The organism is Legionella sp. MW5194, from assembly GCF_016864235.1.
In the GTDB taxonomy this organism is placed as follows: Bacteria; Pseudomonadota; Gammaproteobacteria; order Legionellales; family Legionellaceae; genus Legionella_C.
In genome coordinates this window covers 602840-626934 of sequence record NZ_CP045732.1, presented here as the reverse complement: position 1 = coordinate 626934, position 24095 = coordinate 602840, and the positions used below count along the sequence as shown (strand labels likewise).

Genomic DNA, 24095 nt, shown 5'->3' with positions numbered 1-24095 from the left:
TTGAATAAGAGAGTTTCCATGCAATATCAGCCAATTATGAAGCAAATAAGAGCGGCCATCTCCAAAAATGATGCTGATCAATTATTGAATATTACTTCAGCAGATTGGGTAATGGTTTATTTATATACAGATCATATTTTCCTAAACTCATTTACCGTTGAGCAAGAAAATTTTGATTTATATGATTCAGATGAGATTTTGTCCTTAGATTTTCCTTTAAAAGAGTCTTCGATTTCTTGCTTCAAGCATAGCGAAGATGATGGTTATAGTAGTTCAATGGAAGTTTCACACGAGTTTGGTTTAGATAATAGCTTAATGTGGCCACTTTTCTTCAGTCGTGCAAACTATAAAGATGGGAAATTAATTACCCAATATGAATTATTACAACATTTTGTTCATGCTAATGGTTTGTATTTGGATAATGAAAAGGGTACTTTCAATTTAATAAACGAGGATGGTGATGTAGAACCAAGGGCATTAATAATAGTTGAGCAGAATTTTAATTTAATACTTTTTGAAAGAAAAGCATTAGATTATTACTTGGGTTATGCAAATCATTTTTTAGTACGTTTTTTTGAGTTAAAAGAATTAGAGAGTCCTCTGCAATGGAGTATTAGTAGTTTACAAACTTCAAGAATCAAACGAAGAATTTATGAATATGAAGATATACCACGGTTTAAAGGTGCAGAGGTAATCCAAACAGTCTATTCAATTGAGCAGATTGAAAAAGGCGATCCTAAGAAATACGAGAATTTTATTATTACTGATTTTAAAAATAGTAAAATAGTCGAATGGTCTTGTGCTCCAGAAATGCTTGATAATTACTATAAAGATACTGGTAAACCTTTTCAGACAAGCCCAGCATTTTTTAATCCAGAAGTATTGTCTAAATATAAAAATAATCATGAGAAATATGAGGTCAGAGATCGGGGAATTCATTGCTATGGAAGTTGGAGTTTGAAGTCTTACTCAATAAATGATGAAGGACAGGTGCACGCTTATATTTATTGTTTAGGGCAATTACCCCATAAAGAACAGCTTCATTGGAAGCAGTATAATGAAGAGCCAAAAGCGGGGATTTCAAAAGTCGCTTATAACACGGATTTTTTAGCTGAATTCGATGAAGAAGAAAGTTCTCTTAGAGCGATAAAACAAAAATTAGCCAATTTTCCTCCTTATTCTTTAGATAAGGAAAAATTTGTATTATGGGCTCCTAAAGGGGGTGATATTGATATGCTATTAAAGCAGATTCACCCAGTTATTACTGATATCAAAAAAGAGTATTTAGATTATTTGTTGAATTTGACTATTTTAGTTATTGATGGATTACAGGAAAAGGTCATTCGTAGATTAGTAAATGCTGAAGAGAATAAGAGGAGCCTTGAGTGTTTGGAGATACTTTTGAAAAACTGGGGTTCTCCAAATGCAGATAAGATAATGAAAGCACTAAGGTGCTTGCAAGCTAAAAGAAGTAAATATGCTGGCCATGGTGGTGGTAAAATTGATTTTGATATTAAAGAGGATTCTTTGGCAATTACTTATGAAATTAATGAGGCTATACACTTGTTAAGTGAGGAAATTGATAAAAATAGCAGGTAAAGGAATTTATTTTAAATGCCCCATGTTATTGGGATGAGTTGCTATTTGTTATTTCTGAGTGCCCCATCAGTGCCCCTCAGACCGTTTCAGTTTTTACTACTCGTAACTACTTGATTTTATTGGTGGGCCCACTAGGACTTGAACCTAGGACCAACGGATTATGAGGAGTATGTTAAAAGTCTAAGGGCAAGATAAAGCTATAGTGATTCCTGTTGAATACCTTTTAATTTATTAAATTTGTTTAAGGTATCTTTGGTTATTTGAACGATTTTATCATCATCAAAATTAAATTTATCAACGGCAATTTCTTTGATGATGCCATTAATTTGAATAATGAGTTTTTGGCAATACTCTTCAATGTTTGTAGTCTTCTGCTCATCTTTATTATCAGACTTACTGTTCATCACCATCAGTCCAATTTCAACAAGCCGTGTTGTCGTATAAGAGAGTGAATCATTCTCCTTACCGGCTATTTTAATTATTTGTTTATGAAGATTGTCAGGTAAGGTCACGGTGATTCTAGCCATAATATAACCTCTTTTTCGATTGTGTTGGATGTCTGGCTGATGCATCCATGCACGCCACCCCTAATTACAATTAGATCATATTAGGCTATATATTTCAACTGGTTACGAGTGTCAGTATGCAGATCTGCATCAGATAAATCTGACAAAATATTTAAAAGTGATGCACATTTGCATACTGGTTTTTGATTGCTATTTAGCAAATATTTAGTGTTTCGTAGCCGATTCTTGCAAATATGATTTTATATTGAATAAATACAATGAGTTACACACACAGCAACCAGTTGCGAAAGGTGTGGTGCGACAAGATAAGTCGCTGTTTTGAGTTGTTAATCGGAAGGAATTTCGAAAACCATTTGTATCGTCAGATGAACCTACGGGAGTTAATAAAGCCTCCCTGACAATGTAGTGAAACTACAGCTGAAGGGCTGATAGTGAGATGTTAACATCCGAAAGGAAGTAAATCTACCTGATAGCCAAAATCGGGATAGCTACTAGGTAGCTGGTATGGTGAACATAAGTGAATCTGTGATAAAGGTCGTAACTCGCAACAAGCGCAATTGGCTGAATCGCTTGAACCAAAAGGTACGAAAGGTAGCTGGGGAAATCACACGAACCCCACACGATTACGAAACTTTCCGGCCGAGAGCAGACACCTAACCCGGCATTACTTGAACAGCGGAACTTGGAAACCCTATATTTCTCTTCGTAAGAAGACAGTAGCCTGCAAAGGCTGCCTATGGAAGTGTAGGCTTGGGATATCGGAAAAAGCGAAGGCCAATTTGTAATGAGTTGGATACGGGTTTCAATGTCACCCGGTCTGAAAAGAAGCCCACGTCCGATTGGTCTTTCATTGCGAAAGAATTTGCAGAATTTGTAGAAGTGAGGAAAGCAAATGACGGATAATTTATTATCTGGTGCGCCTGACGCATTCATCTTAAATACAAAGTGGGATCAGCTCGACTGGCCTAGTATTGAGAAAAATGTATACAGACTTCAAGTGCGTATCGCAAAGGCAGTGAGTAATAAACAGCACGGAAAAGTGAAGTCATTGCAATGGCTGCTGGTTAATTCCATCAGCGCAAAACTTCTTGCAGTGAGACGAGTAACGACAGCAAAAGGAAGCAAGACGCCTGGTATTGATGGTGTTGTTTGGACAACATCAGAAGAAAAATGCGAGGCGGTGCGCAACCTAAAAGCAAGAGGGTATAAGGCAACTCCGCTTCGAAGGATTTACATCCCGAAGAAGAATGGAAAAGAGCGTCCACTAAGCATACCCACTTTGAAAGATCGGGCAATGCAAGCACTCTATTTGTTAGCATTAGAACCCGTTGGAGAGACTACAGCTGATCTAAATTCCTATGGATTTAGACCAAAGCGAAGTACTCATGACGCGATATACCAGTGCTATGCAACCTTGGCACGGAAAAATTGCGCTCAATGGATTTTAGAAGGCGACATTAAGGCCTGTTTTGATGAAATTGATCATGGATGGCTCAAAAGTAATATCATAATAGATCAACGAGTGCTAACACAGTGGTTGCAGGCAGGCTACATGGAAAAGAATCAATTATTTGAAACAGCACGAGGTACTCCGCAAGGTGGTCCAGCCTCACCACTGCTCGCAAATATGGTTCTAGACGGACTTGAGAGGGAAATTCACTCCGGCTGTGGGCAAGGCAATAAAATAAATTATATTCGTTTTGCCGATGATTTCATCGTAACTGCAAACAGTCCTGATATCCTCAAAGAAAAAGTGATGCCGATAATTTCAAACTTTCTTGCACAACGAGGTCTTTCATTGTCACAGGAAAAAACCAAAATTGTGCATATCGAGGAAGGCTTTGATTTTCTCGGATTTAATGTCAGGAAATATAAGGGTAAGTTCTTAACTACGCCCTCAAAAGACAGCATTAAATCCGTACAAATGAAAATCAAAGAGACCGTCAAGAAAGGATATGGTTGGAAAGGCTCGGAGCTTATCTCAGCGCTGAATCCTATCATAAAAGGATGGGCTAACTATCATCGAAAAGTCGTCTCAAAAGCAACATTTTCCGAACTGGATAATTACATATATCAAGAAACATTCCGTTGGACGATGAGGAAGTTTAGTGGTCATAATCGCTATAAAGCAATGGATCGTTATTTTCGAAATCGTAGCCTTACAAGGCGCTGGATTTTTAGTGACGTGGTTAAGGCCAAGGACGGTACGAAGAAGTATGTTTGTATTAACAAAATGATGGATATAAAAATACAACGACACGTCAAAATTAGGTCGAGCGCCAACCCCTATCTACCCGAGTATGTTAAATACTTTGAAGATAGAAAAAAATGGGCTAAAGACTGCTCCTTTGTTCAACGAATAAAGGACAAACAATTGAATGTTATTGGTAGCGAATACCTGCTGGGTGAATAGCTTCAGAAAGGCTTGAGCGTAGTGCGGTGAAAGTCGCATGCTGCGTTCTTAGGCTTACTATTACCCATAACTAAGAAAGAGCAAGATTCCAACCTTCCGCAAGGTCGACTAATCTTTTCCATCCTCTCCACAATGTTATAGGACCAGGTTCCCCATCGTTTTTACGGGCTAAAAAGCCGCCTAGCTGAGCTATCCATTTCACGGCTTCTTTTATTGTGGGTGGTGTTTCAGGATAGTGTTTTGTATGATGTATTTTGGTATACAAGACGTTCCATTCCTCATTAGCCAATAAGAACGAACAAGGAAGATCGGGGCTTTCTCTAGCAACTAGTGTGATAAAAAAAATTCGCCATGCAATGACACTCATTATTGTAAGAAAGCGAACTAATCTATCGGCTGCACCGAGCCTGCATTCTTCAACTTTAAAACCAGATTTTAAGATTTTGTGAAAAATTTCTATCCTCCATCTTAAGCAATACCATTGTATTTTTTCTACTGCCTCTTCAAAATTATTAATGTCTATGTTGGTCAACAACATCCAATTCATAGGCTCTTCGCCCAGAGGAGGAGATTGTTCTATGACATACACTGCATTTAGTTTTAAATCAGGGAGTGTTCTGGTTTTACGTTTCACGTTATTTTTAGGAGGGTTCATCACAAAATGATCAAACCTTACTTCTAATGTTGCTGTTCTTTTAGGCTTATTATCTCGAGCAGGAATAGTGACTTGAATTTCCCCCCGACAAGGCGAACCACTCACCAAATCCCATAATTTTTCACCACTTTTTTTAGAGTAAATTGATGTCTTATTTACTGTTCTATCTTGACGTGCCCTCACTACAAAAGGACATTGATTTGTCGATGCTACTTCAAATAAATCATAAATATCTGCCTCTCTATCACAAACAGTAACCACCTTAGCATTTTTTAAATCCGGATAATTATTAGAGTGTTCGAGAGACTCGATCCAACGCATACTTTCTTTTTCCTCTATAGGAAGAGCGATATTATGACTTCTTTTTTTCAACTCCTTTACTGTCTCATCTAAAAGCGGTCTAGAACTAATTTTTTGATCCAGTAATCCTATAGGCAGGCCTTCTGTAGTTACTGCAAATGTGGTATGCATTACCAATCCATGAGTTTGAAAATTAGTTGTTTTAGAGCGAACTCTAGCTGCTATAATTCCTAATCCTTCAGTCTTTTTATGATTTTTATAAGAAATATAACTCGTATCCTGGATGGCTAAAATAGTTGGATAGTTCTTGGCTCTTTCAATAGTTTTAGTGATATGACTATCAAGGATTTTTCTTTCCGATACAGCATCATTTTGAAAAAATCTATAAGCTGCTTTACTTTGATGCCAATCGTCACATGCTCGATTTATTGAACATTCAGGGGAGTTGGCAAAGCTATCTGCTATTTTTAGAAGTCTTTTACTTAATCGTTTATCACCAAAATTAACTATTCCGAACTCACTCTCTGCCCATCCAGAAGATGAGTTATTTTGATTCCCTTTTATCATTTGCTCTCATTATCAGTCAAAATACTGCCCTTATTTATAACAGAGAGTTAAATTAAAGAAAAAGTTTTTCTTATAATTTATAGACTTATGGGTAATAGTAAGGTTCTTAGGGGACGGGATCGGGGCAACTCGATCCTGTTACCCGACCTGTCTTCTTTTTATAGGTTGATTTTATTCATTAATTTTGTACGGAAATTTATGCGAGCATGAAAATATTTTATCAAGCGCAGGACAATTGCGCGTTTGTGATTTTATGCTGAATCTACATTTCGGCTACCCAATTTACAAGTCATGCTCACCCAGCGTTAACCTACTCTGCTCTTTGCTTGTTTCCAGATAGACATCAACTCATCAAAAGTTTGTCCTTCCAAATTAATGAGTTTCATTTCATGAGCAATCATTTTGACAGCGCGGAGCCGCCGCTCAAATTTTTCCACGGTTTGTTGCAGTGTATCTTTGAGATCTAATTTACAAAATACACACAGTGAAAACACGGCATGCAATAGGTCACCTATTTCTTCCTGCAAAGCAGATGAGTTATCATTAATTCCTGCTTTTAAATGCTCATCGACTTCAATACACTCACTTTGGATTTGAGTCATAATCTGATCGGTCGTTTCCCACTGAAAACCAAATTCAGTAGCTTCATTTTCTAATGCTGCAATTTTTTCTAATAGATTCATTAATTATTTCCACGTTATTCTTGTCTACCACGTAAATATAAAACTTTTGTGTTCGATCCAGGATTGACTCGTTCTTCCGTTTCAAAAATCTCCGGTTTTCCCTTAACCAAATCACTCAGCTTTTTGAAACCATAAAGCCTGGAATCAAAGTCTGGTTTTAACTTAGTTAAATAGCCACCAAATGTTCCTATGTATGCCCAACCAGTATCATCGTATGAGTTATTTAATGCTTCTAGAATAAATTCTTTTGGAAATTCTTGTGCTGAGGGTTCATTAGCTTTTGCTTGTTTAACAGGCTGCTTTCTCTTTTTTGACTGGCTAATTAATTGATCAGGTGGTGCTACAGGGCGTAGTACTTCAGTGAAAATAAATTTATTGCAGGCATTACGAAATGCCTCTGGTGTTTTTTTTTCTCCAAATCCAAAAACTTGCAACCCTTCTTCACGAATACGGTTAGCAAGACTTGTAAAATCACTATCACTTGACACGATACAAAAACCACCAAAACGATGCGTATAAAGTAGATCCATAGCATCAATAATAAGTGCACTATCTGTTGCATTTTTTCCAGAAGTAAAAGCAAACTGCTGTACTGGTTTTATAGCGTATTTATGCAATACCTTTTTCCATTGTGCGCTAGATGGTAAGGTGAAATCGCCATAAATTCTCCTTACGATAGCATCTCCATAACCAGCAATCTCAGTTAAAAGACCATCAATAATAACTGCTCGAGCATTATCAGCATCAATAAGTACAGCTAATTTTAACGCGGCTTCATCTGTTGTAATTTTTGTCATGCTAATTGACCTGTTTTATAAATTATTTATTTTTGGAACGATAAAATTTACACTCAACACCATGACCAAGTTCATCTTTATAATATTCCATACCACACTTCTCCATTACTCGATGTGATGCACTATGTTTGAGTGGCGCAAAAGCAATAATATAATCAGAATTGATATTTATTTTACTCCATTCAAGAAGTGCCTCTAGTGCTTCAGATGCATAACCCATACCCCAAAATTTTCTTACAATAAGGTATCCAACTTCAATTTCCCCTGTTTCAATTGGCCCAAATCCACATCGTCCAATGAATTCATGAGTCACCTTATTGAATATAACAAAACCAGGCAATCCTTTATCTCCATAAAGGTTCATAATCTGTTTTATTCTTCGCTTAGTCTGCTCGCGATCTTGTGTTCCATCAGGAAAGAATTTTCTAACTTCTCGGTCTGCATGAAGCTGAGCAACTTGATCTAAGTCCTCATCCTTAATTAAACGCAAAAGCATCCTTGGTGTTTCAATTTTAATGGTCATATTGGTTCACTTATAATCCTATATTTTCTATATATTGAATTTCTTCTTGTGTAAGCTCAAAGTCATATATGTTTAAATCATTATCCATGTGTTGTTGATTTGTAGTGCCGGTTAAAGGCAATATCCCCACTTGGTTTGCAAAGCGAAATATAATTTGCGGGATGGTTTTATCATATTTTACAGCAAGTGATTGCATGTGAGGGTTTAATAAATACCGCTGATTCGCAGTGAGCAAAGAAAATCCTTGATAGATAATCTTGTTTTTTTGACTAAATGTCCTAACGTCTTGATCCCATTGTGTTATGGCGAAACATCTATTTTGTATAAACGACGGCTTTATAGAGACTTTTCTATATAGTTCTTCAACTTGTACCATATTAACGTTAGAAATGCCGAGAAACTTTACCTTTCTACTACACACCAGCTCTTCCATGGCCTGCCAAATTTCTAAATCTGCATCGATTATTCCATGAGATAGTGAAGGGCCATGAAGTATATAGGCGTCAATGTAGTCTGTCTGTAAATGTTCTAGTGAGCTTGCAAAGGATTGCTTGACCTGGTTGGTCAATGAATCAAATTCATCATAAGGTTTTCTATGATCTTGGCCATGTACAGAGGTAAATTTTGTTTGTAGAAATAAATCACTGCGTGTTTTTTGACTAGTTGTTAAAAATTGATCAATTGCATCACCCACGGCTTCTTCAAAATAATGCCTACGTTGATTGGCAGTATCAATCCCTCGAAATCCTGAGTTGAGTGCCTGGAGCACCAAACGTTTTGTGTCATCTTCTTTCCATGCTGTACCATATAAAATAGGGGGAGTGGTTGATGTGTCGTTTTGTTTTATATTCATAATGCCGCCTCCATTGGTGTCACAGCATAACCAAGCATTATCCTCCTCAAAATATAGAGGTATTTTTCGGAGGATAATGAGCTAAGGAACAAAGCCATTAATAGACCCTGTGTCAATTTTATTTTGACTTTGAGCTTTCCACAATTGAGCATAGGCACCATTTTGATTTAGTAGTTCATTGTGGGTACCTTGCTCAATAATCACACCTTTAGCGAGTACCAGAATATTATCTGCATGCGTTACTGTAGAAAGTCTATGTGCAATAATAAGTGTTGTTGTGTTGATCGATATCTGTTTGAGACAGGTCTGAATGTCTTTCTCTGTTTTCATATCCAGTGAAGATGTTGCTTCATCAAAAATAAAAATTTTAGGTTTTTTAAGCAGCATTCTAGCGATGGCCACTCGCTGTTTTTCGCCACCAGACAATTTTAATCCGCGCTCACCAACTCTGGTTTCTAACCCATCAGGCAGTTTTGCCACGAACCTGTCAAGATGTACTGCTTGTATTGCATCCGCCAATTCATCATGAGTGACATGCGGATTTCCATATATCAGGTTATTTCTTAAGGTATCATTGAATAAAGCAGTTTCCTGAGGAACAATACCGAGTATTGCTCTGAGTGATGCATGTTGGATATTGCTAATATTTTGCCCATCAATCTGAATACTCCCCGAATTCAAATCGTAAAGCCGAAAGATTAATCTTGCGAGAGTGGATTTGCCGGATCCTGAGGATCCAACGATTGCAGTAGTGGTACCGGGTTCAACTATAAAGCTAACGTCATCAAGAATTTTTCGATGTTCATTATAAGTAAAATGGACGTGATCAAATTGGATTTTTCCTTCTTTGTACTTAAGTGTTCTGGCATTGGGTTGGTCTTGAATATCGATAGGAATTTTCAGCAACTGAATCGCGGTTTGAAAACGAGCTAAATCATCTCGGGTAACACGAATTCGATAGCCTAGCATGGATAATGGCAGCATGAACATGAATAAATAGCCATGGACCAGTACAAAATCTCCGACATTCATGCTCCCTGCAATGACTCGGCTGCCAGCAAGTAAGAGCATAATAATAACACACATACCGACAATGACATTTTGCATAAGATGAATTTTTGCATCGGCATTTAATGCTCGAGTATCTGCACAGGCCTTTTCTTGTAATTTTTGAGCAGCTGTATTGATTTCATCCTGTTGGGTATTAAAATATTTCACGGTATCCGCATGCAACAGGCTTTCCACCAGATAGGCGTTTGCAGATGCATCTTCATTGTTTTGCTTCATTCTGCATTTTACAATCCATTGAGCGGTGTAATAGCTTAGCAAGATATAAGAAACCAGCATCAACAATAGAACCAATCCAAAAAAAAGATCATAAAAATAGCTCAAAAAAATCATAGCAAAAATTATTTCTATAAGAACCGGCAATATCATCACAATAGGTCGACCAATAAGATCAACAGCAGACGAGTGTGAACGTTCTATGATTGTAAGAATTTCGCCTGATTTACGTTCTCTATGAAATTTTGTGGAAAGCGCTTGTACGTGATCAAAAAGTTCTAAACAAAATTTTCTCGCCCCTTCTAATTCTACAGGAAAAGCTATTACTTGACTGAGGGTGATACAAGCTTTGGATGCACCCCAAACCGATGCATAAGTCAGAATGATGACTAAAGGGGTGCTGTTTAAAAATAGGGCATGTCCAGAGAGTGCATTAATGGCTTCTTTTAAAAAAATGGGGACACACAAATTTAGTGCAATGGAAATCAATATAAATAAGAGAGCCAAGACAACGTGAATTTTTCCTCTTAGGCTGTTCTTTGTCCAAACGCAAGGCCAAAGATAGTAGATAGTTTCTTTAATGCTGGGTAAACTTTCATTCATCATGATGCACTCTTTTGCTGCTGGCTATTCCACATGGAGTAATATAATCCCTTTTTCTCGATTAATTCTTGATGCGTTCCAGCTTCTACGATTTCTCCGTCTTGTAAAACAAGAATGTTGTCAGCATGAATAATCGTACTCAAACGATGTGCAATGACTATACTGGTGGTATGTTTTGTAACTTCCTCAATATTTTCCTGGATATTTTTTTCAGTCTGCGTGTCGAGCGATGCGGTTGCTTCATCAAATAACAAAATACTCGGGTTGCGTAATAAACATCTTGCTATTCCAATCCTCTGGCGTTCTCCTCCTGATAATTTAAAACCCCCTTCACCGATGTTGGTTTCAATTCCTTTGGGGAGGTTTTTTACCATCTCTTCCAAGTGCGCCAGTTGGATTACGTTATTGATTTCACGCTCGGAGATATTTAGAGCACCGTAGCAGAGATTAAACCTCAACGTATTGTTGAAGAGTAGAACTTCTTGTGGAACAATTCCGATTTGTTGGCGTAATGAATGCTTGCTCACAGCAGTAATATCCTGGTCATCTATGAGTATTTGTCCCTGAGTGACTTCAAATAATCCCAGCAATAATCGTGCAATCGTTGATTTACCCGATCCGCTGGGTCCCACAATAGCTGTCATCTTTGCGGGTGGAACTTCGAAGCTTACATTTTTTAAAATGGGGTGTTCTGGTTGGTAACCGAAAGTGACGTTTTTAAAGTGAACATGCGGGCCGGTAATGAATAAAGGTTTTGCATCAGGATGGTCTTGTTCAACTTCATCGGTTTGATCTAATAAATAGGCTGAATATTCTATTTTGGATAAATCATTTTTGGTATCTCGCCAACGCACACTAGCTTCGCTTAAAGGTTCAAATAACTGTAATAAATAGCCATTAATCAGGACAAAGTCACCAATTTTTAACTGTCCAATTAAAATTTGGTACCCTACTTTATAGGACAAAAAGGCAAGACCCCCCGCAATAATGAGTGTTTGTATCACCAAAAATGTACCGTTTCCACTAAATAATGCTGTATTTGCATGAACGCTTTCTTGTAAAAATTGGTCTATTTTTTTATGTTCTACGGTTTGACTGTTGTAGTATTTTACAGTTTCTGTGTTGAGTAGGCTGTCGGTAATTGCGGAACTTACATTTAATTCAGCAATGCTACAATTTTTTTGCAGGACTGTGGATTTTTTTTGAGTGAGTCCATTAAAAACAAGATAGATTCCCAAAATAATAATTAGATAGAGGCCATAGCTTAAGCCATAGAAGTGCCAAATGATTAAAAAAGCGAAGAGAATTTCTAAAAAAACAGGCACAATCCGAAACAATATGTTCGAGATAAGCATCGCGATTGCAAGCTGTGCGCGACTGATAGCGCTGGTTATTTTTCCGGTTTCCTTATCCAGATGAAATTTGTAATTTAAAGCATGAAGGTGTGCAAAGACATGAGTACTATAATCCGCAATTGTTGTACTTATGTTTACAAAAGAAAGCATCTCGCGAATTTTTTCACTGCATCTTGCCAGCATCCAGAGTAATCCATAACAGCAGATCAGCGAGATAATCATCATGCTCGATGTCCTTATCGTACCGGATAATGCAGTTACTATATCTTTAAAAAAAATGGGTACAATTAAATTTAAGGCGAGTGTTGTGAAAACCAAAAATAATGAAAATATGACCCGAAACTTTTTTTTAAAATTATTTTTCGGCCAAAAAAATGGAAAAAAATGGGATATTATCTGTAAACTCGTCAAATAGAGTCCTTATTGATTATTATCATATGATTGAGGAGGATAACATTAAATAATTTAGGAAGTAAAAACCGTAGACATTGAGGCAAGCGCAAAATAATTTGTGTTCAAAAACATACATTTGTGGAATAATATGAGTCAATCCGTAATGATATTCTATGCACGGACATGTTGTCATTCAGCATGCTAAAGGGACCGTCGATCAGCAGCTAATGGGACCGCCTAAAATGTCAAAACGGTACCTATCAAACTTGTCCACTTTTAGTTAATTATACATGTTATTTTCGCTTTTTGTTTCTCGCTCTCCTCTGTAACTGGGACCATCTAATGTAACCCGATATGAATTATGTCTTAATCTATCGATAGTGGCTGCAGCAAGTAATCGATTAGGAAAGCAGAACCCCATTCGCTAAAGTCCAGATTGGATGTAATGATCGTTGATGCACGCTCATATCTTTCCGAGATTAGGTCGTGAAAATCCTCATCCTGGGGGTTGCGTAATGGTCTTAGTCCAAAATCATCGATGATTAGTAGTGGCATTTTCACCAGTTCTGAGAACTTTTTATCAAATCGACCTGATGCTCTAGCTGCTTGCAACTCATTAAAGAGTTGATTTTGCGAAAGCCAGAGTGTATCGATTCCTCTTTGTATCGCACAATGAGCTATGGCTTGAGCAATATGAGATTTCCCTGTTCCACAAGGTCCTACGATGAGAATGGGAACTTTTTCTGCAATAAATGAACACGAGATTAACTCCTGTATTTGAGCGCGATTGATTTTAAGGTTAAAGTCAAAATCGAATGATTCTATCGTCTTGTCACCACGGATACGTGCACGCTTCATTCGTGTTCTTAATTTTTGTTTTCCCTTCCTAATAACTCATCTTGAAGCAGTAATCCCAGAAACTCAGGGTAGCTTAGCTTCTTTTCTATAGACTCACGGTTACGCAGCGGGATGTTCTCAGCAACATGCGATAACCGTAGTTGTTTTAACTGCGAAGATAGCTCGGGCATCGGGTTTATCATCATTTGTCTCCTGTTGTTTGTATTAGTGTAATAAGTGGGACGTATTCCGGCAGAACTTTCCCCTACCGAATAGGGTTTGGCCAATGTTGTCGGTTCTTCCTCATGCGGTAAGGCTTGCTTTTCAGCCCCAACCTCTAGCATCGTCTTGATTGTTTTATAATGCACGCTTTGAAAAACAAGCGCTCTATGGCAAGCAGCCTCCAGACGGTCATCGCCATATTTTTTCCTAAGACCGAGAATGCTTTGTGCAGCCCGAAGATAATCTACGACTGAATCATTTAATAGTCCCTCAATAGCAATCACGCATTGGCTTCCAACTTCATGTGCTTGCTTTAGGCACCACTGGGCATCTCGCATCGAGTAAGCCAAAGCATTCGGTGGAAGGTGTTCTGGTATTGTATGTTTGGTGCCTGGTATTTCGAGTTTCGGATGGAGTGCTACCAGTTGATGATTGAAATACAGTCGGATAGTTGTATCCGTTGCTCTAAGCCAAAGCTCTTGCCGTGCGAGGCGATATGGACCTGAATATCGGCATTTCTTGTATTGCACATGGCAATCACCATGAAGCTTGACCTTTTCCCACGCCGCAAACTCGGGCGGATGGTTAGGCAGTTTTTTAAGAAGAGGTTGTTCAATTTCAAATAGAACCAAAGGCTTTTCATGAGTAGTGCCGTGGTTGCGCGCGCCAGCCTCTTGTATTAACCAGATCTTTAACTGCTCGTTCGCATCGTTTAAGCTTCTAAACTGGCGCAGTGGAACAAAGCGGTTTTTAACGTACTTAACCCCGGATTCAACTCGGCCTTTTTCTGGGGATCATACGGAGGACATGGGGAAATAATAAAACCATAGCCTGATGCGCACTCCCCATATGCCTTTTGAACGCAAGGGTTGTGGTAACAAGCTTTCGTAATCGCACACTTCGCGTTATCTATAATTATTTTTCTGGAACACCATTAAACCATTCAAAGGCACGCCGATGGCAGGCAAGCCATGTCTCAACATCCTGATGTAAGACCATTTCTGCATACATATGACGGCTCCAGGAGAGCACCATCACAAAGATCCAGGTCTTCTGTTCCTCTCCTTTGCCATCAGTAATTTTAGGTCCTTGCCCAAAGTCAACCTGTGCTGATTCGCCCGGTTTAAACTCTAATATCGTGGTGACCGCTCGTTGTTTTTCCTTGTAAGACTTGATATAGCGTTGAACAACGCTATAACTACTTTTAAAACCATGTTCTCGTTGTAAATGAGCATAGATAGTGCTGGCCTGAACGCCCTGTCTGGTCCATTCTTCAATCTTCACCCGGTATGGCTGTATGCTCAAAAAGCTATTGGCACTGCTCTTTTCAAAAATAACGCCAGTTCCTGTTCTGTGGGGATTGACTTATCCTTTTCTAACCAGCCTTGCTCTATCGCAATGTCACGCACCCTCCTAAGCGTTTTTCTATCGGCAAGTTTGTCACGGGACAGCCCTCTGAGCGTAGCGCCTTGACGCAATTGGCTAATAATAATGATATATTCGTGCATCTCAAATCTCCGGTTTGACATCCATTTCCCCATTTATGAATAAACAGAGAAAAATTATGTTCATTTTTAACCAAAGTTTGATAGGTGGGGTGGTCCCTTTAGCTGCTGACAGCCCGGTCCCTTTATGTGATGACTAGGTGGTCCCATTAAGTGCTAATGGGGTGGTCCCTTTAGGTGATGACAAAGTGGTCCCATTAGGGTGCTGAATGACACATGTTATTTGAAATAAAAGATTTCTTGATAATGATTGATTTTTGATAGGATAATGATTTAAATTTTTATAAAATAAATAGTGCAAAATTTTGATTGCCAAATTTTGGAGGGACTATGGAATTATTAGATGCAGTTGAGGCATTGGTGAAAAATCCACTCCTTGATACAGTGGCTTTAGAGGATTGGGTTTTAAGTAAAAGCTTGGTTGAATCATATAAAAACTCAGATACACATAAGATCAGGGAGTTAATCACTGATAAAAAGAATTTTTCGGATATGAGCCATGTGATCCCGTATCCGGATATGAGCCATGTTTTTCCAGTGACCAAATAAGGATTTAAGTGAAAGTTGTAGCGTTAGTTGGTACTGGAATTAAAACAATAGCTCATATTACAGAAGAAGCAAAAGGATATATTTCTACTTGTGATAAGGTAATCTACTTAGTTAATGAACCCTTGCTAGAGCGCTATATTCGTAAATTAGCGAAATCATCAGAGTCACTGGATGAAATATACTTTAACTCTAAATCAAGAGAAAGTGCTTATAATAATATTGCACAATATATTTATAGCGCGATAGAAGATGTACGATCATTATGTGTTGTTATATATGGTCATCCATGTGTGTTTGCTACTCCTGGCTTGCTCGCTTTGTCTATGCTTGATGATAGCATTAAAACAGTGGTGTGCCCTGGTATTTCAACTCAAGATTGTTTATATGCCGATCTTAGGTTTGATCCCGCATCTGGAGGTATCCAATCCTTTGATGCTACGGAATATCTTCTATATGATAAAGTAGTAGATCCTTCTTCTCATGTAGTAATTTACCAGATTGGTATGGTTGGAAATCTGGGTTTACCAACAAATAAAATCAATTTTGAGGCTCTTAATTTTATTAAAAAAAAATTAATCGAACTCTATAAAAAAGAAAAAAAAGCGGTTATTTACGAAGCCGCTCTTTATCCTGGTACTCATCCAAAGATATCTGAATTTGATTTAGAGCAACTTGATAGGCAAGAGTTAACAACACTGTCTACTTTGTATATTCCTCCCGATAAAATACAACGAATGCCGAGTTCTGATGCATTAAGGTTATTAAATCAAGTGGCATAGTTTAGTGGATGTATCTAATTTTTATTTAATGTGAGGGATTACAATGAGCTCAACAGTCAGCTCTTCTAAAGTAGGGTTCTCTTTTAGTGATTTACCAGTCACTTGTAAATTATTATTGGCTCTTTCTTTTATAGAGGCTATTGGAGGCGGCCTATCTTACCATATTGCGTATTTTTTTAGTGTAAGCACCAATTTTAATAAATTAAATATAGGCTTCTTAGGCTTTTCAATGGGGATTGGAGCTATTTTGGGCAGTATATGTGGTGGATACGTTACGGGAAAAGCACAAGCAAAGGGTATAATTGGGGCAAGTTTCTTACTCATGGGCGTCGCATTTGTTATTCTAGCAAAAGTGAGTTCTTTTCATTTATCTGTTGTCTTTGTATTGTTAATGGGATTTGGGATCAACTTGTTCATCACTTGCAGTAACTCATCTTTCTTGCAGATTTCAAAAAATACCAATCACAGTTTAACGATTGCCCAATCCTATAAAAATGCACTGGAAAATACTGGTGGTATTGTGGCAATGGTTTTGATAATGCTTTTAGCGCAAAATCATTTTAAATTAGCAATGACTTTGGTCGGCGTTACTTTGATATTGTTTTCAATAGTTATTTTTCTAAAATTAGAAATCAGTAATCAGGATGTGGCCGCAAAACCCAGTAATAAAGAAGAAATTGAGTCAGTCTATAGCTCGCTTATTCCAATGTTATTTTCAGTATTTTGCATCGGTTTAACTTATGGGATACAAAAAACAGTACTAGGCATTCACTTAAACGAAACAATAGGAAATTCTTTAATCATTGGATTTTTTTTCGCAACTGATCCCATTTTAATCGCATTATTTCAAGTAAAATTATCAAAAAGGATTGAGCGATTCAATAAACATATAGTTGCTTGTATCGGCTGTATTTTATTAGGGGTGTCAACGTTTGCTATGGGCCTGTCTTCTACAATACAAGGAATGTTTTGTTCGCTTTTAGTATTTACTCTTGGTGAAATGTTGTTTATGGCGTACTCCGTTGCATTATGTCATCAATATGGAAGCTCTAACCACAGTGGCCTAGGTATAGGGGCGTGGCGCAGCGCATATGCATTAGGCATGATGATTGGCCCTCTCATATCAGGAGTAGCAATGTATTATTTCAATGCCCAAAGTGCTTGGACAATATCTTCTTTGCTTTGTTTCATGAGTGCCTTCTTAGTATTTAATTCTAAAAGAGCACAGCGATTAGAAGCTGTTTATTGAGATGCATCCTTTAAAAAAAGGCGCATCTTGACAAAAAGTGTCATTGCTTAAATGATGCACTCCAGAATCATTTTTTAATAAATGATGAATGTCCGAAAGCCAATTTTTTTTATTCTCAAACCCATGGTAATAAACAAATTGAGCTTTTTTGGCTTTTTCTTCAAGAATTGTACCAGCCCATTCTTCATGATTAGAGGAAAATAGTTCTTTATATTTATTTGTAACGATTTTCATATTTTCAAGCTCAGAAATTAGAGTCGCTCTTTTTCTGGACAACCCTTGATATGGTCGAAAAATAGGATGTTGAAGCGAAAAATATACTGGATTTTTTTCAACATGTTTTTTAGGTATTAATATAGACGGTTCTGTTTTTAGCTTATAAATGTCTTTTAAAACGTAGCCTATCCATGATGCAGGCAAGAACTCATCGGTATTGGTAAACGAAAACCCATATTTTTCACCTATGAGAATTTCAAAGATATATTTAGCGGTATCTTGAATAAAAAAATCTCGTTCTAAATTTGACTTATCAAAAGCAACCCTAAAAATATGTTGATAATAGTCCCCATAGTAGGTGTAAGCATAATAATGTAGATAATACTTAAAGAAATATTTATTAATATTGATCCACTCAGGATTATTAACAATGTTATCTATCCATTTTTCAGAGAAGTAAACAATAGAGGCCCTCCATTTACTTTCAGCAGGGCAAGATTGGTAAATTCGTTTAAAAAATTCACTGTGATCATGGTATGAATTGGGGATGGTGCAATCAATTCCAGATCGAATAAGACGATTATGGCTTCTTTTGCATCCAATATTTTGTATTACAAGAGTGGTTTGTGCCCCAGCTTTTACAGACAGTATGCCATTAGGCAAGTATCGTTTAAGTGGTTTTATCTGGGTTACATGTCCAATGTTAAAAAAATCCCCTTTCTTATCTATGTAAACAGGATGCGTTTCATTTTCTGAATCACCTCTTAAGTACCATTCAAAGCACTTATCTAATACAAGACCTAATGGACAACTGTGAAATCCATAAAAGAGGTCTTTAGTAATTGGTTCTTGAGATGAAAAATTATTAAGAGTTTGAAGCTTTCCTTGGTGCGGAATATAAAAGGTTTCAGAATCACCAATTAAATCACCATATCCAAAGTTAAAAACATATAGTGGGAAATCTTTTCCTGGCGCAATTTCATCAACTAAGAAAAAAAACTCAGGATTAGAGCGTTTTACTTCCTCTCTAATTTCATCCCAACAAACTCTAGTAAAATTCCTACAAAATTCCATATTAGTCTTTTTGTTAATTAATTTGCTTTTTATTTTGAATTAAAATGCGTATTTGCCAAAGATTTTAGTGATATAAATGACAAACATATTATGCTCTAATCAAATCAAGCTTGTCAAATAAGTAAAGTACGTTGTTGTTGTCGTAATAAGGATTTTAATCATGAAGATTGTAAGTGAACAGGTTATTAATGGAGAGCGTATTGCGACTCAGGTTATTGATACAATCTTAAGCAGTACAGAACACAATCTTGTTACATTATCCGATATATTTGGGATATCTTTAAATAAGCTTGTTCTGAAAAAGGGGTTTTCAAATGATGAGATCTTAATGATTGTAAAGATAGGAAATTCTTTATTCATTAATTAATAAAATACTTTAGCCCCATTCTTTACCCAACCTATTATTTGAAACATTGATGCTGATTCAAATCGAATTTGTGGCCAGTCCGGATTGATAGGTGAGCATATAAACGTATTGTCTTCTGAGCTTATTTTTCTAAATAAGTTCTCTTCTGTAGCGTTAATATGAATCAGTACTAAATCGCAGTGGTTCTGTTTTTCTTTACAGAAAGTAACTAGGTCACCTGCATTATAAATAGGAGACATACTTTTATCGTGCACAATAAAAGCAAAATCATCATGCGTTATGTTGTCTTGAATTGATGAAGGTATTGGGAGGTAACCTTCAATTTTAGATGAGGCATTGATTATAGGGATCGTTTGGAAGGGATGATCCTTCATAGGTTTGTGGTCAATATCTAAAAATAATAACCATGTTGGAGAAACACCCAATGCACTACCGAGTATTTCTGCATCTTTAAACCTGGGCGTTCTTGTTCCTCGTTCCCAATTACTAATTCGTTGCGCTGAAAAACCAGTGACTTCAGCCAACTGCACTGCAGTGAATTTTTTGTTTTTTCGCGACTCTTTAATTCTTAACCCTATTTTTAATTTTATATCCATATAAATACCTTGCAAAATAAACATAATTGTTTATTATAAACGTTATCGTTTATATTTGTGTGTATTGTTTACCTAGCGTTTATTATACACATAAGTTGAATGAACAGTAACAAATAAACAAACCGATTTAGATAAAAAAATATGTTTAGGCGTTTTCTGTAGCTATCTACAGAATAAGTTGAAAAGGAGTATTCGTTGTGGAAAATAACTTTAGGCTACAAATCTGTAAGAACATCATTAATTATCTATTAGAGTCAACTAACTATACTCTAAAAGACATTGCTGCTTTACTAAATTGCTCAATAAGACAATTACGTTCTATTTATTTCGATGAGTTAATGCCAACTAATCTATATTGCGAACGGGATCTTGTGAGGCTTTATCATTTAATTCTTGAACTCATGATCTCCTCCCTGAAAATAGATCCACCCTAAACTGGAGAAATCTGGCAAAATATCAACAAGCAAAAAAGGTATAAGCCATCATGAAAAGAAGCAAATTTACAGAAGAACAAATTCTGTTTGGGTTGAAGCAGGCGGAACTGGGAACGAGTGTTTCAGAGGTATGCCGAAAGCTGGGAATAAGCGAGGCGACATTTTACATATGGAAGAAAAAATATGGTGGGCTTGGTGCATCGGAACTCAGGAAACTTCGTCAGCTGGAAGATGAAAACAAGCGTCTTAAGCAGTTGGTTGCTGACCTAAGTCTTGATAAGCAGATGTTGCAGGATGTTCTGTCAAAAAAGCTTTAAAGCCACGGAAAAAGCGAGCGTTGGCATTAGCCCTTCAGGACAGTTACCGGATAAGCATCCGCAGAAGTTGTGACGTTCTAATGTTAAGCCGTAGTGTATATCAGTACCGTTCATGTCGTGGCGAAGATACAGCAGTAAGACACCGTATACGTGAGATAGCCCACACACGGGTACGTTATGGTTATCAACGCATTCATGTTTTATTAAGGCGGGAAGGATGGGTTATTAATCACAAAAAAGTTCACCGCATTTATTGTGAGGAAGGTCTTAATCTTCGCAGAAAGCGTCCGCGCCGTCATGTTGCTGGTGCGCACAGAGAAGAACGATTAATGGCGTCCACTTTAAACGAATGCTGGAGCATGGACTTTGTTTCTGACAATCTGTTTAATGGGAGGAGAATACGGGCTTTAACTATAGTCGATAATTTTAGTCGGGAATGCATGGCTATTCATGTAGGGCCGACTATTCGGGGTGAGGAAGTTGTGAATGTTCTTGAGGAGCTCAGAGTCCTTGATAACAGGCTACCAAAAAGCATCCGGATTGATAATGGCCCTGAGTTTATTTCAAAGATATTAGACAAATGGGCTTATCAGAATAATGTAACTTTGGATTTCTCAAGGCCCGGAAAACCAACAGATAACGCGTTTATTGAGTCATTTAATGGCAGTTTTAGGGATGAATGCCTGAACAGCCACTGGTTTCTTTCTCTGGAAGATGCTAAAAGAAAAATTGAGGAATGGCGTCAAGATTACAACGATTTTCGGCCCCATTCCTCCCTGAACAATTTGACCCCAAATCAGTTTAGGCAGAAAATCTCGGATGTCAATTTTTTCTAGTTTTTGACGGCTCTGTTTTTGGGAGAGGATCACTCAATACTAATAAATATGTGCACCAGGGTTATAAATGGGGTTGCTTATGAATACTTTTAATATTGAAGAGGCTTCAAAGTTTCTAGGCGCCCACAGGGAAACTATCCGACGAATGGCTGCATCAGGTGAACTACCTGGAGTAAAGATAGGGCGAGGTTGGCGTTTTATAGAACAAGATCTTGCGATGTATATGCGAAACAAGTACTCTACTTGCGATGCATCGTGGGGTGTCGATATAGGAGATAATAAATGGCACTCACGAAAAAAAATGGGTTTTGGTGGATCGACGTCACCTTCGGTGACAAGCGTATACGCAGAAGCACTAGGACTAAAGTAAAACAACAAGCGCAACAATTCCATGATAATTTTCTACAAGATCTATGGAGTAACAAGCATACCAAATTACCCCAACAGAAATCGTGGGTAGATGCTGTTGTGCGATGGTTAGAGGAATCAGCGCATAAACGAAGTTTAGTTACGGATAAATTTCATTTGGCCTTTCTGGACCCTTATCTTGGCCAGAAAACGTTAGATGAAATTAACGCCGAATTAATTGAATTTATTGCGCAAGAAAAAGAGCGGACTAATGTTACTCCAACGACGGTCAACCGAATGTTGGAAATTATACGTGCTATTTTAAACAAAGCTCATAAGGAATGGCAGTGGATAAACACCATGCCATTATTCAGAATGAGAAAAGTTGAAAATAAACGTATACGTTGGTTGAGTAGGGGACAGGCTAATAAATTGATTCAGGAGCTACCAAATCATTTGAAAGATATGGCAGCTTTTACTTTGGCAACTGGTTTACGCCAATCTAATGTTACTCAATTGCAGTGGAGTGAAGTGGATTTAATTAGAAAACATGCACTCATTCACCCTGATCAATCTAAAACAAAGAAGGCTATCCCTGTTCCTTTAAACTCTCAGGCAATTGTCATTATAGAAAAACAAGTGGGCTTACATCCCACATTTGTATTTACCTATTTTGGTAAGCCTGTTACGCGATGTAATAATCATGCTTGGCAAAAAGCGTTGATTCGGGCAGGAATCAAAGATTTTCGCTGGCATGACTTGCGTCACACTTGGGCAAGTTGGCATGTGCAAAATGGTACCTCATTGCAAGAATTACAGCAATTAGGTGGATGGTCAGAATATGAAATGGTGTTACGTTACGCGCATCTTTCAAGTGACCATTTAAAGGTGGCAGCGGAAAGAATTACAAAAAATTCTGGCACGTTTTCGTCACTGTAACTTGGTTTTTACGGCACGTTTCGATCCAGGCAACCGTTAACTACCTGATTTTAAAGGGTTTAAATGGTGCGCTCGGAGGGACTCGAACCCCCGACACCTTGGTTCGAAGCCAAGTACTCTATCCAGCTGAGCTACGAGCGCAAAGGGGAAACTGGTGGGCCGTATAGGATTCGAACCTATGACACAAAGGTTAAAAGCCTTCTGCTCTACCGACTGAGCTAACGGCCCGATACGGGTGTACGACAACTTTTTATTTTGGGACTTTTGTCCACCAAAACTGGTGGGCCGTATAGGATTCGAACCTATGACACAAAGGTTAAAAGCCTTCTGCTCTACCGACTGAGCTAACGGCCCAAAGAGGCTGGAATAATACCTTATCAGGGTAAAATTTCAAGTGTTTTAGGTGGATTATTTTTTAAAAGGGCTTTGCCAGTGTGTAATTCATGATTGCTGGCTAAGACCGTCCACCCCTCGTCAGTTAATTTTTTTTGTTGCTCTACCAGGGATTCGCTGGGGACAATGAGCAATAAAACATCCGCCCCCATGGCGCCGCAGCCCTTGGCCGCCAGAATCTGATTATTGGCTCTCAATGCCTGCAGGTAATTGAGCGTATGGGGTGCCATTAAACGCAATTCCGTCAACTGCTGCTGGTAGTCATTCACTGCATGAAGCAGCTTCTCGTCATCGGCCTCGATAAAAGCCTGGCGCGCCGTTTCAGCGATGTCGGATAGCCTGGCCGTTGACTGCGGCAAGGCCACGCGTTGTAAATGGTAGTGTGTAGCCAGTTTCTGACCGCTGTGCAGCAACAAAAAAGACAGGCTTTTAAAAGGCCAATGGTAATTTTCAATCACGTCTTTCTGGCGATGGATGTAAACACAGCGATGCTGGGTTTGGGCCACCACATCATAACCGCTGGGGCGAACCCTCTCTCCTCGCCAACAGGTCTGATAATAGGCTTCCAGTAACACCTGACGGCTGGCTTTGACATGCAGCAGGCCACAACTGGCAAGGTAAGCCCCGATAAATTGGGCGCTCGAAGCGCCAAGACCGCCTTTACCGGCGTAAGGGTCATGCCAGAGCAGACTTTTTGCTGGAATGCGATGCGTCGCCCACCAGTGACCTGCCGGTGAATCCGGATGAATCCCGTCATGGCGATCCCCATCCACCAGCGTCATTTCAAAACAGGGAAACGTGGTTAACACCATGGCCGGACCGCCAGCGACGGCGGCGTATTCACCCACCAGAAAGGTTTTTGCCGGAATAGACCATTTCATA

Annotated in this window: 22 protein-coding genes, 3 tRNA genes and 1 pseudogene; 9 read left to right on the top strand and 17 right to left on the bottom strand. The window is 38.2% G+C overall.

Annotation, left to right across the window (positions count from 1 at the left end):
- Positions 1–18 precede the first annotated feature (18 nt).
- On the top strand, positions 19–1599 hold the full coding sequence (locus tag GH742_RS03025; RefSeq protein ID WP_015444249.1) for a hypothetical protein: 1581 nt from the start codon (positions 19–21) through the stop codon (positions 1597–1599).
- Positions 1600–1796: 197 nt separating this feature from the next.
- On the opposite strand, the gene GH742_RS03020 is transcribed toward GH742_RS03025, so the two are convergent.
- Positions 1797–2126 (bottom strand): hypothetical protein, encoded by a 330-nt coding sequence (locus GH742_RS03020; protein WP_223499473.1) that lies wholly within the window; start codon positions 2124–2126, stop codon positions 1797–1799.
- Between the two features lie 892 nt (positions 2127–3018).
- Here GH742_RS03020 and ltrA point away from each other — a divergent pair.
- Positions 3019–4539: a group II intron reverse transcriptase/maturase gene (gene ltrA, locus GH742_RS03015; protein WP_010947783.1), complete on the top strand. Its 1521-nt coding sequence runs from the start codon at positions 3019–3021 to the stop codon at positions 4537–4539.
- A gap of 70 nt (positions 4540–4609) precedes the next feature.
- Here the strand turns inward: ltrA and GH742_RS03010 are convergent, their stop codons facing one another.
- The 10 genes and pseudogenes from GH742_RS03010 to istA form a co-directional block, all read right to left on the bottom strand.
- Positions 4610–6061 (bottom strand): IS4-like element ISLpn5 family transposase, encoded by a 1452-nt coding sequence (locus GH742_RS03010; RefSeq protein WP_010947782.1) that lies wholly within the window; start codon positions 6059–6061, stop codon positions 4610–4612.
- 305 nt (positions 6062–6366) lie between these two features.
- Positions 6367–6744, bottom strand: a complete 378-nt coding sequence (locus tag GH742_RS03005) for a MazG nucleotide pyrophosphohydrolase domain-containing protein (protein ID WP_010947781.1) — start codon at positions 6742–6744, stop codon at positions 6367–6369.
- A 14-nt stretch (positions 6745–6758) separates the two neighbouring features.
- Positions 6759–7541 (bottom strand): NYN domain-containing protein, encoded by a 783-nt coding sequence (locus tag GH742_RS03000; protein ID WP_010947780.1) that lies wholly within the window; start codon positions 7539–7541, stop codon positions 6759–6761.
- Between the two features lie 22 nt (positions 7542–7563).
- Positions 7564–8064 carry a GNAT family N-acetyltransferase gene (locus GH742_RS02995; RefSeq protein WP_010947779.1) on the bottom strand — a complete coding sequence of 167 codons (501 nt, stop codon included), beginning with the start codon at positions 8062–8064 and terminating at the stop codon, positions 7564–7566.
- Positions 8065–8074: 10 nt separating this feature from the next.
- Positions 8075–8917, bottom strand: coding sequence for an aldo/keto reductase (locus GH742_RS02990; RefSeq protein ID WP_010947778.1), 843 nt, complete (start codon positions 8915–8917; stop codon positions 8075–8077).
- Positions 8918–8998: 81 nt separating this feature from the next.
- Positions 8999–10807 (bottom strand): ABC transporter ATP-binding protein/permease, encoded by a 1809-nt coding sequence (locus GH742_RS02985; protein WP_010947777.1) that lies wholly within the window; start codon positions 10805–10807, stop codon positions 8999–9001.
- Positions 10804–12570, bottom strand: coding sequence for an ABC transporter ATP-binding protein/permease (locus tag GH742_RS02980; RefSeq protein WP_010947776.1), 1767 nt, complete (start codon positions 12568–12570; stop codon positions 10804–10806). Before GH742_RS02980 ends, GH742_RS02985 begins: the two co-directional genes overlap by 4 nt.
- 348 nt (positions 12571–12918) lie before the next feature.
- Entirely contained in the window at positions 12919–13410 is a 492-nt protein-coding gene (locus tag GH742_RS02975) for an ATP-binding protein (protein WP_203456077.1), read from the bottom strand.
- 8 nt (positions 13411–13418) lie between these two features.
- Complete coding sequence (locus GH742_RS02970) at positions 13419–13595, bottom strand: hypothetical protein (protein ID WP_203455982.1); 177 nt, start codon at positions 13593–13595, stop codon at positions 13419–13421.
- 19 nt (positions 13596–13614) lie between these two features.
- Positions 13615–15119: pseudogene (gene istA / locus GH742_RS02965) on the bottom strand (IS21 family transposase).
- Between the two features lie 327 nt (positions 15120–15446).
- Here istA and GH742_RS02960 point away from each other — a divergent pair.
- The 3 genes from GH742_RS02960 to GH742_RS02950 are packed head-to-tail and all read left to right on the top strand — an operon-like array spanning position 15447 to position 17693.
- A complete protein-coding gene (locus GH742_RS02960) occupies positions 15447–15665 on the top strand; it encodes a hypothetical protein (RefSeq protein WP_015444251.1) in 219 nt (72 codons plus the stop codon).
- 8 nt (positions 15666–15673) lie between these two features.
- The gene (locus tag GH742_RS02955; protein ID WP_010947775.1) at positions 15674–16444 is read left to right on the top strand and encodes an SAM-dependent methyltransferase; all 771 of its coding nucleotides are present in this window, start codon (positions 15674–15676) and stop codon (positions 16442–16444) included.
- A 43-nt stretch (positions 16445–16487) separates the two neighbouring features.
- A complete protein-coding gene (locus tag GH742_RS02950) occupies positions 16488–17693 on the top strand; it encodes an MFS transporter (protein ID WP_010947774.1) in 1206 nt (401 codons plus the stop codon).
- On the opposite strand, the gene GH742_RS02945 is transcribed toward GH742_RS02950, so the two are convergent.
- Positions 17676–18983 carry a hypothetical protein gene (locus tag GH742_RS02945; protein WP_010947773.1) on the bottom strand — a complete coding sequence of 436 codons (1308 nt, stop codon included), beginning with the start codon at positions 18981–18983 and terminating at the stop codon, positions 17676–17678. The two genes, GH742_RS02950 and GH742_RS02945, sit on opposite strands and share 18 nt — an antisense overlap.
- Positions 18984–19143: 160 nt before the next feature.
- On the opposite strand from GH742_RS02945, the gene GH742_RS02940 reads away from it, so the two are divergent.
- Positions 19144–19350: a hypothetical protein gene (locus tag GH742_RS02940; RefSeq protein WP_021436844.1), complete on the top strand. Its 207-nt coding sequence runs from the start codon at positions 19144–19146 to the stop codon at positions 19348–19350.
- On the opposite strand, the gene GH742_RS02935 is transcribed toward GH742_RS02940, so the two are convergent.
- Positions 19347–19946, bottom strand: a complete 600-nt coding sequence (locus GH742_RS02935) for a helix-turn-helix domain-containing protein (RefSeq protein ID WP_015444252.1) — start codon at positions 19944–19946, stop codon at positions 19347–19349. The two genes, GH742_RS02940 and GH742_RS02935, sit on opposite strands and share 4 nt — an antisense overlap.
- A 484-nt stretch (positions 19947–20430) precedes the next feature.
- Here GH742_RS02935 and GH742_RS02930 point away from each other — a divergent pair.
- The 3 genes from GH742_RS02930 (at position 20431) to GH742_RS02920 (ending at position 22820) form a co-directional block, all read left to right on the top strand.
- Positions 20431–21533 (top strand): IS3 family transposase gene (locus GH742_RS02930; protein ID WP_203454544.1). Its coding sequence is split into 2 segments (ribosomal slippage): positions 20431–20683 and positions 20683–21533, totalling 1104 coding nucleotides; the frame shifts between segments, so codons are not numbered across the junction.
- A gap of 67 nt (positions 21534–21600) precedes the next feature.
- Positions 21601–21903: a helix-turn-helix domain-containing protein gene (locus GH742_RS02925; protein ID WP_010947771.1), complete on the top strand. Its 303-nt coding sequence runs from the start codon at positions 21601–21603 to the stop codon at positions 21901–21903.
- On the top strand, positions 21816–22820 hold the full coding sequence (locus GH742_RS02920) for a site-specific integrase (RefSeq protein WP_010947770.1): 1005 nt from the start codon (positions 21816–21818) through the stop codon (positions 22818–22820). The genes GH742_RS02925 and GH742_RS02920 overlap by 88 nt, the downstream gene beginning before the upstream one ends.
- A gap of 64 nt (positions 22821–22884) precedes the next feature.
- Here the strand turns inward: GH742_RS02920 and GH742_RS02915 are convergent.
- The 4 genes from GH742_RS02915 to GH742_RS02900 form a co-directional block, all read right to left on the bottom strand.
- Positions 22885–22961, bottom strand: a tRNA-Arg gene (locus GH742_RS02915).
- A gap of 11 nt (positions 22962–22972) precedes the next feature.
- Positions 22973–23048: transfer RNA gene (locus GH742_RS02910), tRNA-Lys, on the bottom strand.
- A 50-nt stretch (positions 23049–23098) separates the two neighbouring features.
- Positions 23099–23174 (bottom strand) — tRNA-Lys (locus GH742_RS02905).
- 23 nt (positions 23175–23197) lie between these two features.
- Positions 23198–24094 (bottom strand): mevalonate kinase, encoded by an 897-nt coding sequence (locus GH742_RS02900; protein WP_203456076.1) that lies wholly within the window; start codon positions 24092–24094, stop codon positions 23198–23200.
- Position 24095 lies beyond the last annotated feature (1 nt).

What these genes read in the sequence shown, in the direction of transcription:
- GH742_RS02970 (WP_203455982.1), bottom strand. Translation starts at nt 13,595, where the DNA reads ATGATGATAAACCCGATGCCCGAGCTATCTTCGCAGTTAAAACAACTA.
- GH742_RS02985 (WP_010947777.1), bottom strand. Translation starts at nt 10,807, where the DNA reads ATGATGAATGAAAGTTTACCCAGCATTAAAGAAACTATCTACTATCTT.
- GH742_RS02935 (WP_015444252.1), bottom strand. Translation starts at nt 19,946, where the DNA reads ATGGATATAAAATTAAAAATAGGGTTAAGAATTAAAGAGTCGCGAAAA.
- GH742_RS02950 (WP_010947774.1), top strand. Translation starts at nt 16,488, where the DNA reads ATGAGCTCAACAGTCAGCTCTTCTAAAGTAGGGTTCTCTTTTAGTGAT.
- GH742_RS03000 (WP_010947780.1), bottom strand. Translation starts at nt 7,541, where the DNA reads ATGACAAAAATTACAACAGATGAAGCCGCGTTAAAATTAGCTGTACTT.
- GH742_RS02975 (WP_203456077.1), bottom strand. Translation starts at nt 13,410, where the DNA reads ATGAAGCGTGCACGTATCCGTGGTGACAAGACGATAGAATCATTCGAT.
- GH742_RS02995 (WP_010947779.1), bottom strand. Translation starts at nt 8,064, where the DNA reads ATGACCATTAAAATTGAAACACCAAGGATGCTTTTGCGTTTAATTAAG.
- ltrA (WP_010947783.1), top strand. Translation starts at nt 3,019, where the DNA reads ATGACGGATAATTTATTATCTGGTGCGCCTGACGCATTCATCTTAAAT.
- GH742_RS02990 (WP_010947778.1), bottom strand. Translation starts at nt 8,917, where the DNA reads ATGAATATAAAACAAAACGACACATCAACCACTCCCCCTATTTTATAT.
- GH742_RS03005 (WP_010947781.1), bottom strand. Translation starts at nt 6,744, where the DNA reads ATGAATCTATTAGAAAAAATTGCAGCATTAGAAAATGAAGCTACTGAA.
- GH742_RS02960 (WP_015444251.1), top strand. Translation starts at nt 15,447, where the DNA reads ATGGAATTATTAGATGCAGTTGAGGCATTGGTGAAAAATCCACTCCTT.
- GH742_RS03020 (WP_223499473.1), bottom strand. Translation starts at nt 2,126, where the DNA reads ATGGCTAGAATCACCGTGACCTTACCTGACAATCTTCATAAACAAATA.
- GH742_RS02920 (WP_010947770.1), top strand. Translation starts at nt 21,816, where the DNA reads ATGGCACTCACGAAAAAAAATGGGTTTTGGTGGATCGACGTCACCTTC.
- GH742_RS03010 (WP_010947782.1), bottom strand. Translation starts at nt 6,061, where the DNA reads ATGATAAAAGGGAATCAAAATAACTCATCTTCTGGATGGGCAGAGAGT.
- GH742_RS02945 (WP_010947773.1), bottom strand. Translation starts at nt 18,983, where the DNA reads ATGGAATTTTGTAGGAATTTTACTAGAGTTTGTTGGGATGAAATTAGA.
- GH742_RS02925 (WP_010947771.1), top strand. Translation starts at nt 21,601, where the DNA reads ATGGGGTTGCTTATGAATACTTTTAATATTGAAGAGGCTTCAAAGTTT.
- GH742_RS03025 (WP_015444249.1), top strand. Translation starts at nt 19, where the DNA reads ATGCAATATCAGCCAATTATGAAGCAAATAAGAGCGGCCATCTCCAAA.
- GH742_RS02900 (WP_203456076.1), bottom strand. Translation starts at nt 24,094, where the DNA reads ATGAAATGGTCTATTCCGGCAAAAACCTTTCTGGTGGGTGAATACGCC.
- GH742_RS02940 (WP_021436844.1), top strand. Translation starts at nt 19,144, where the DNA reads ATGAAGATTGTAAGTGAACAGGTTATTAATGGAGAGCGTATTGCGACT.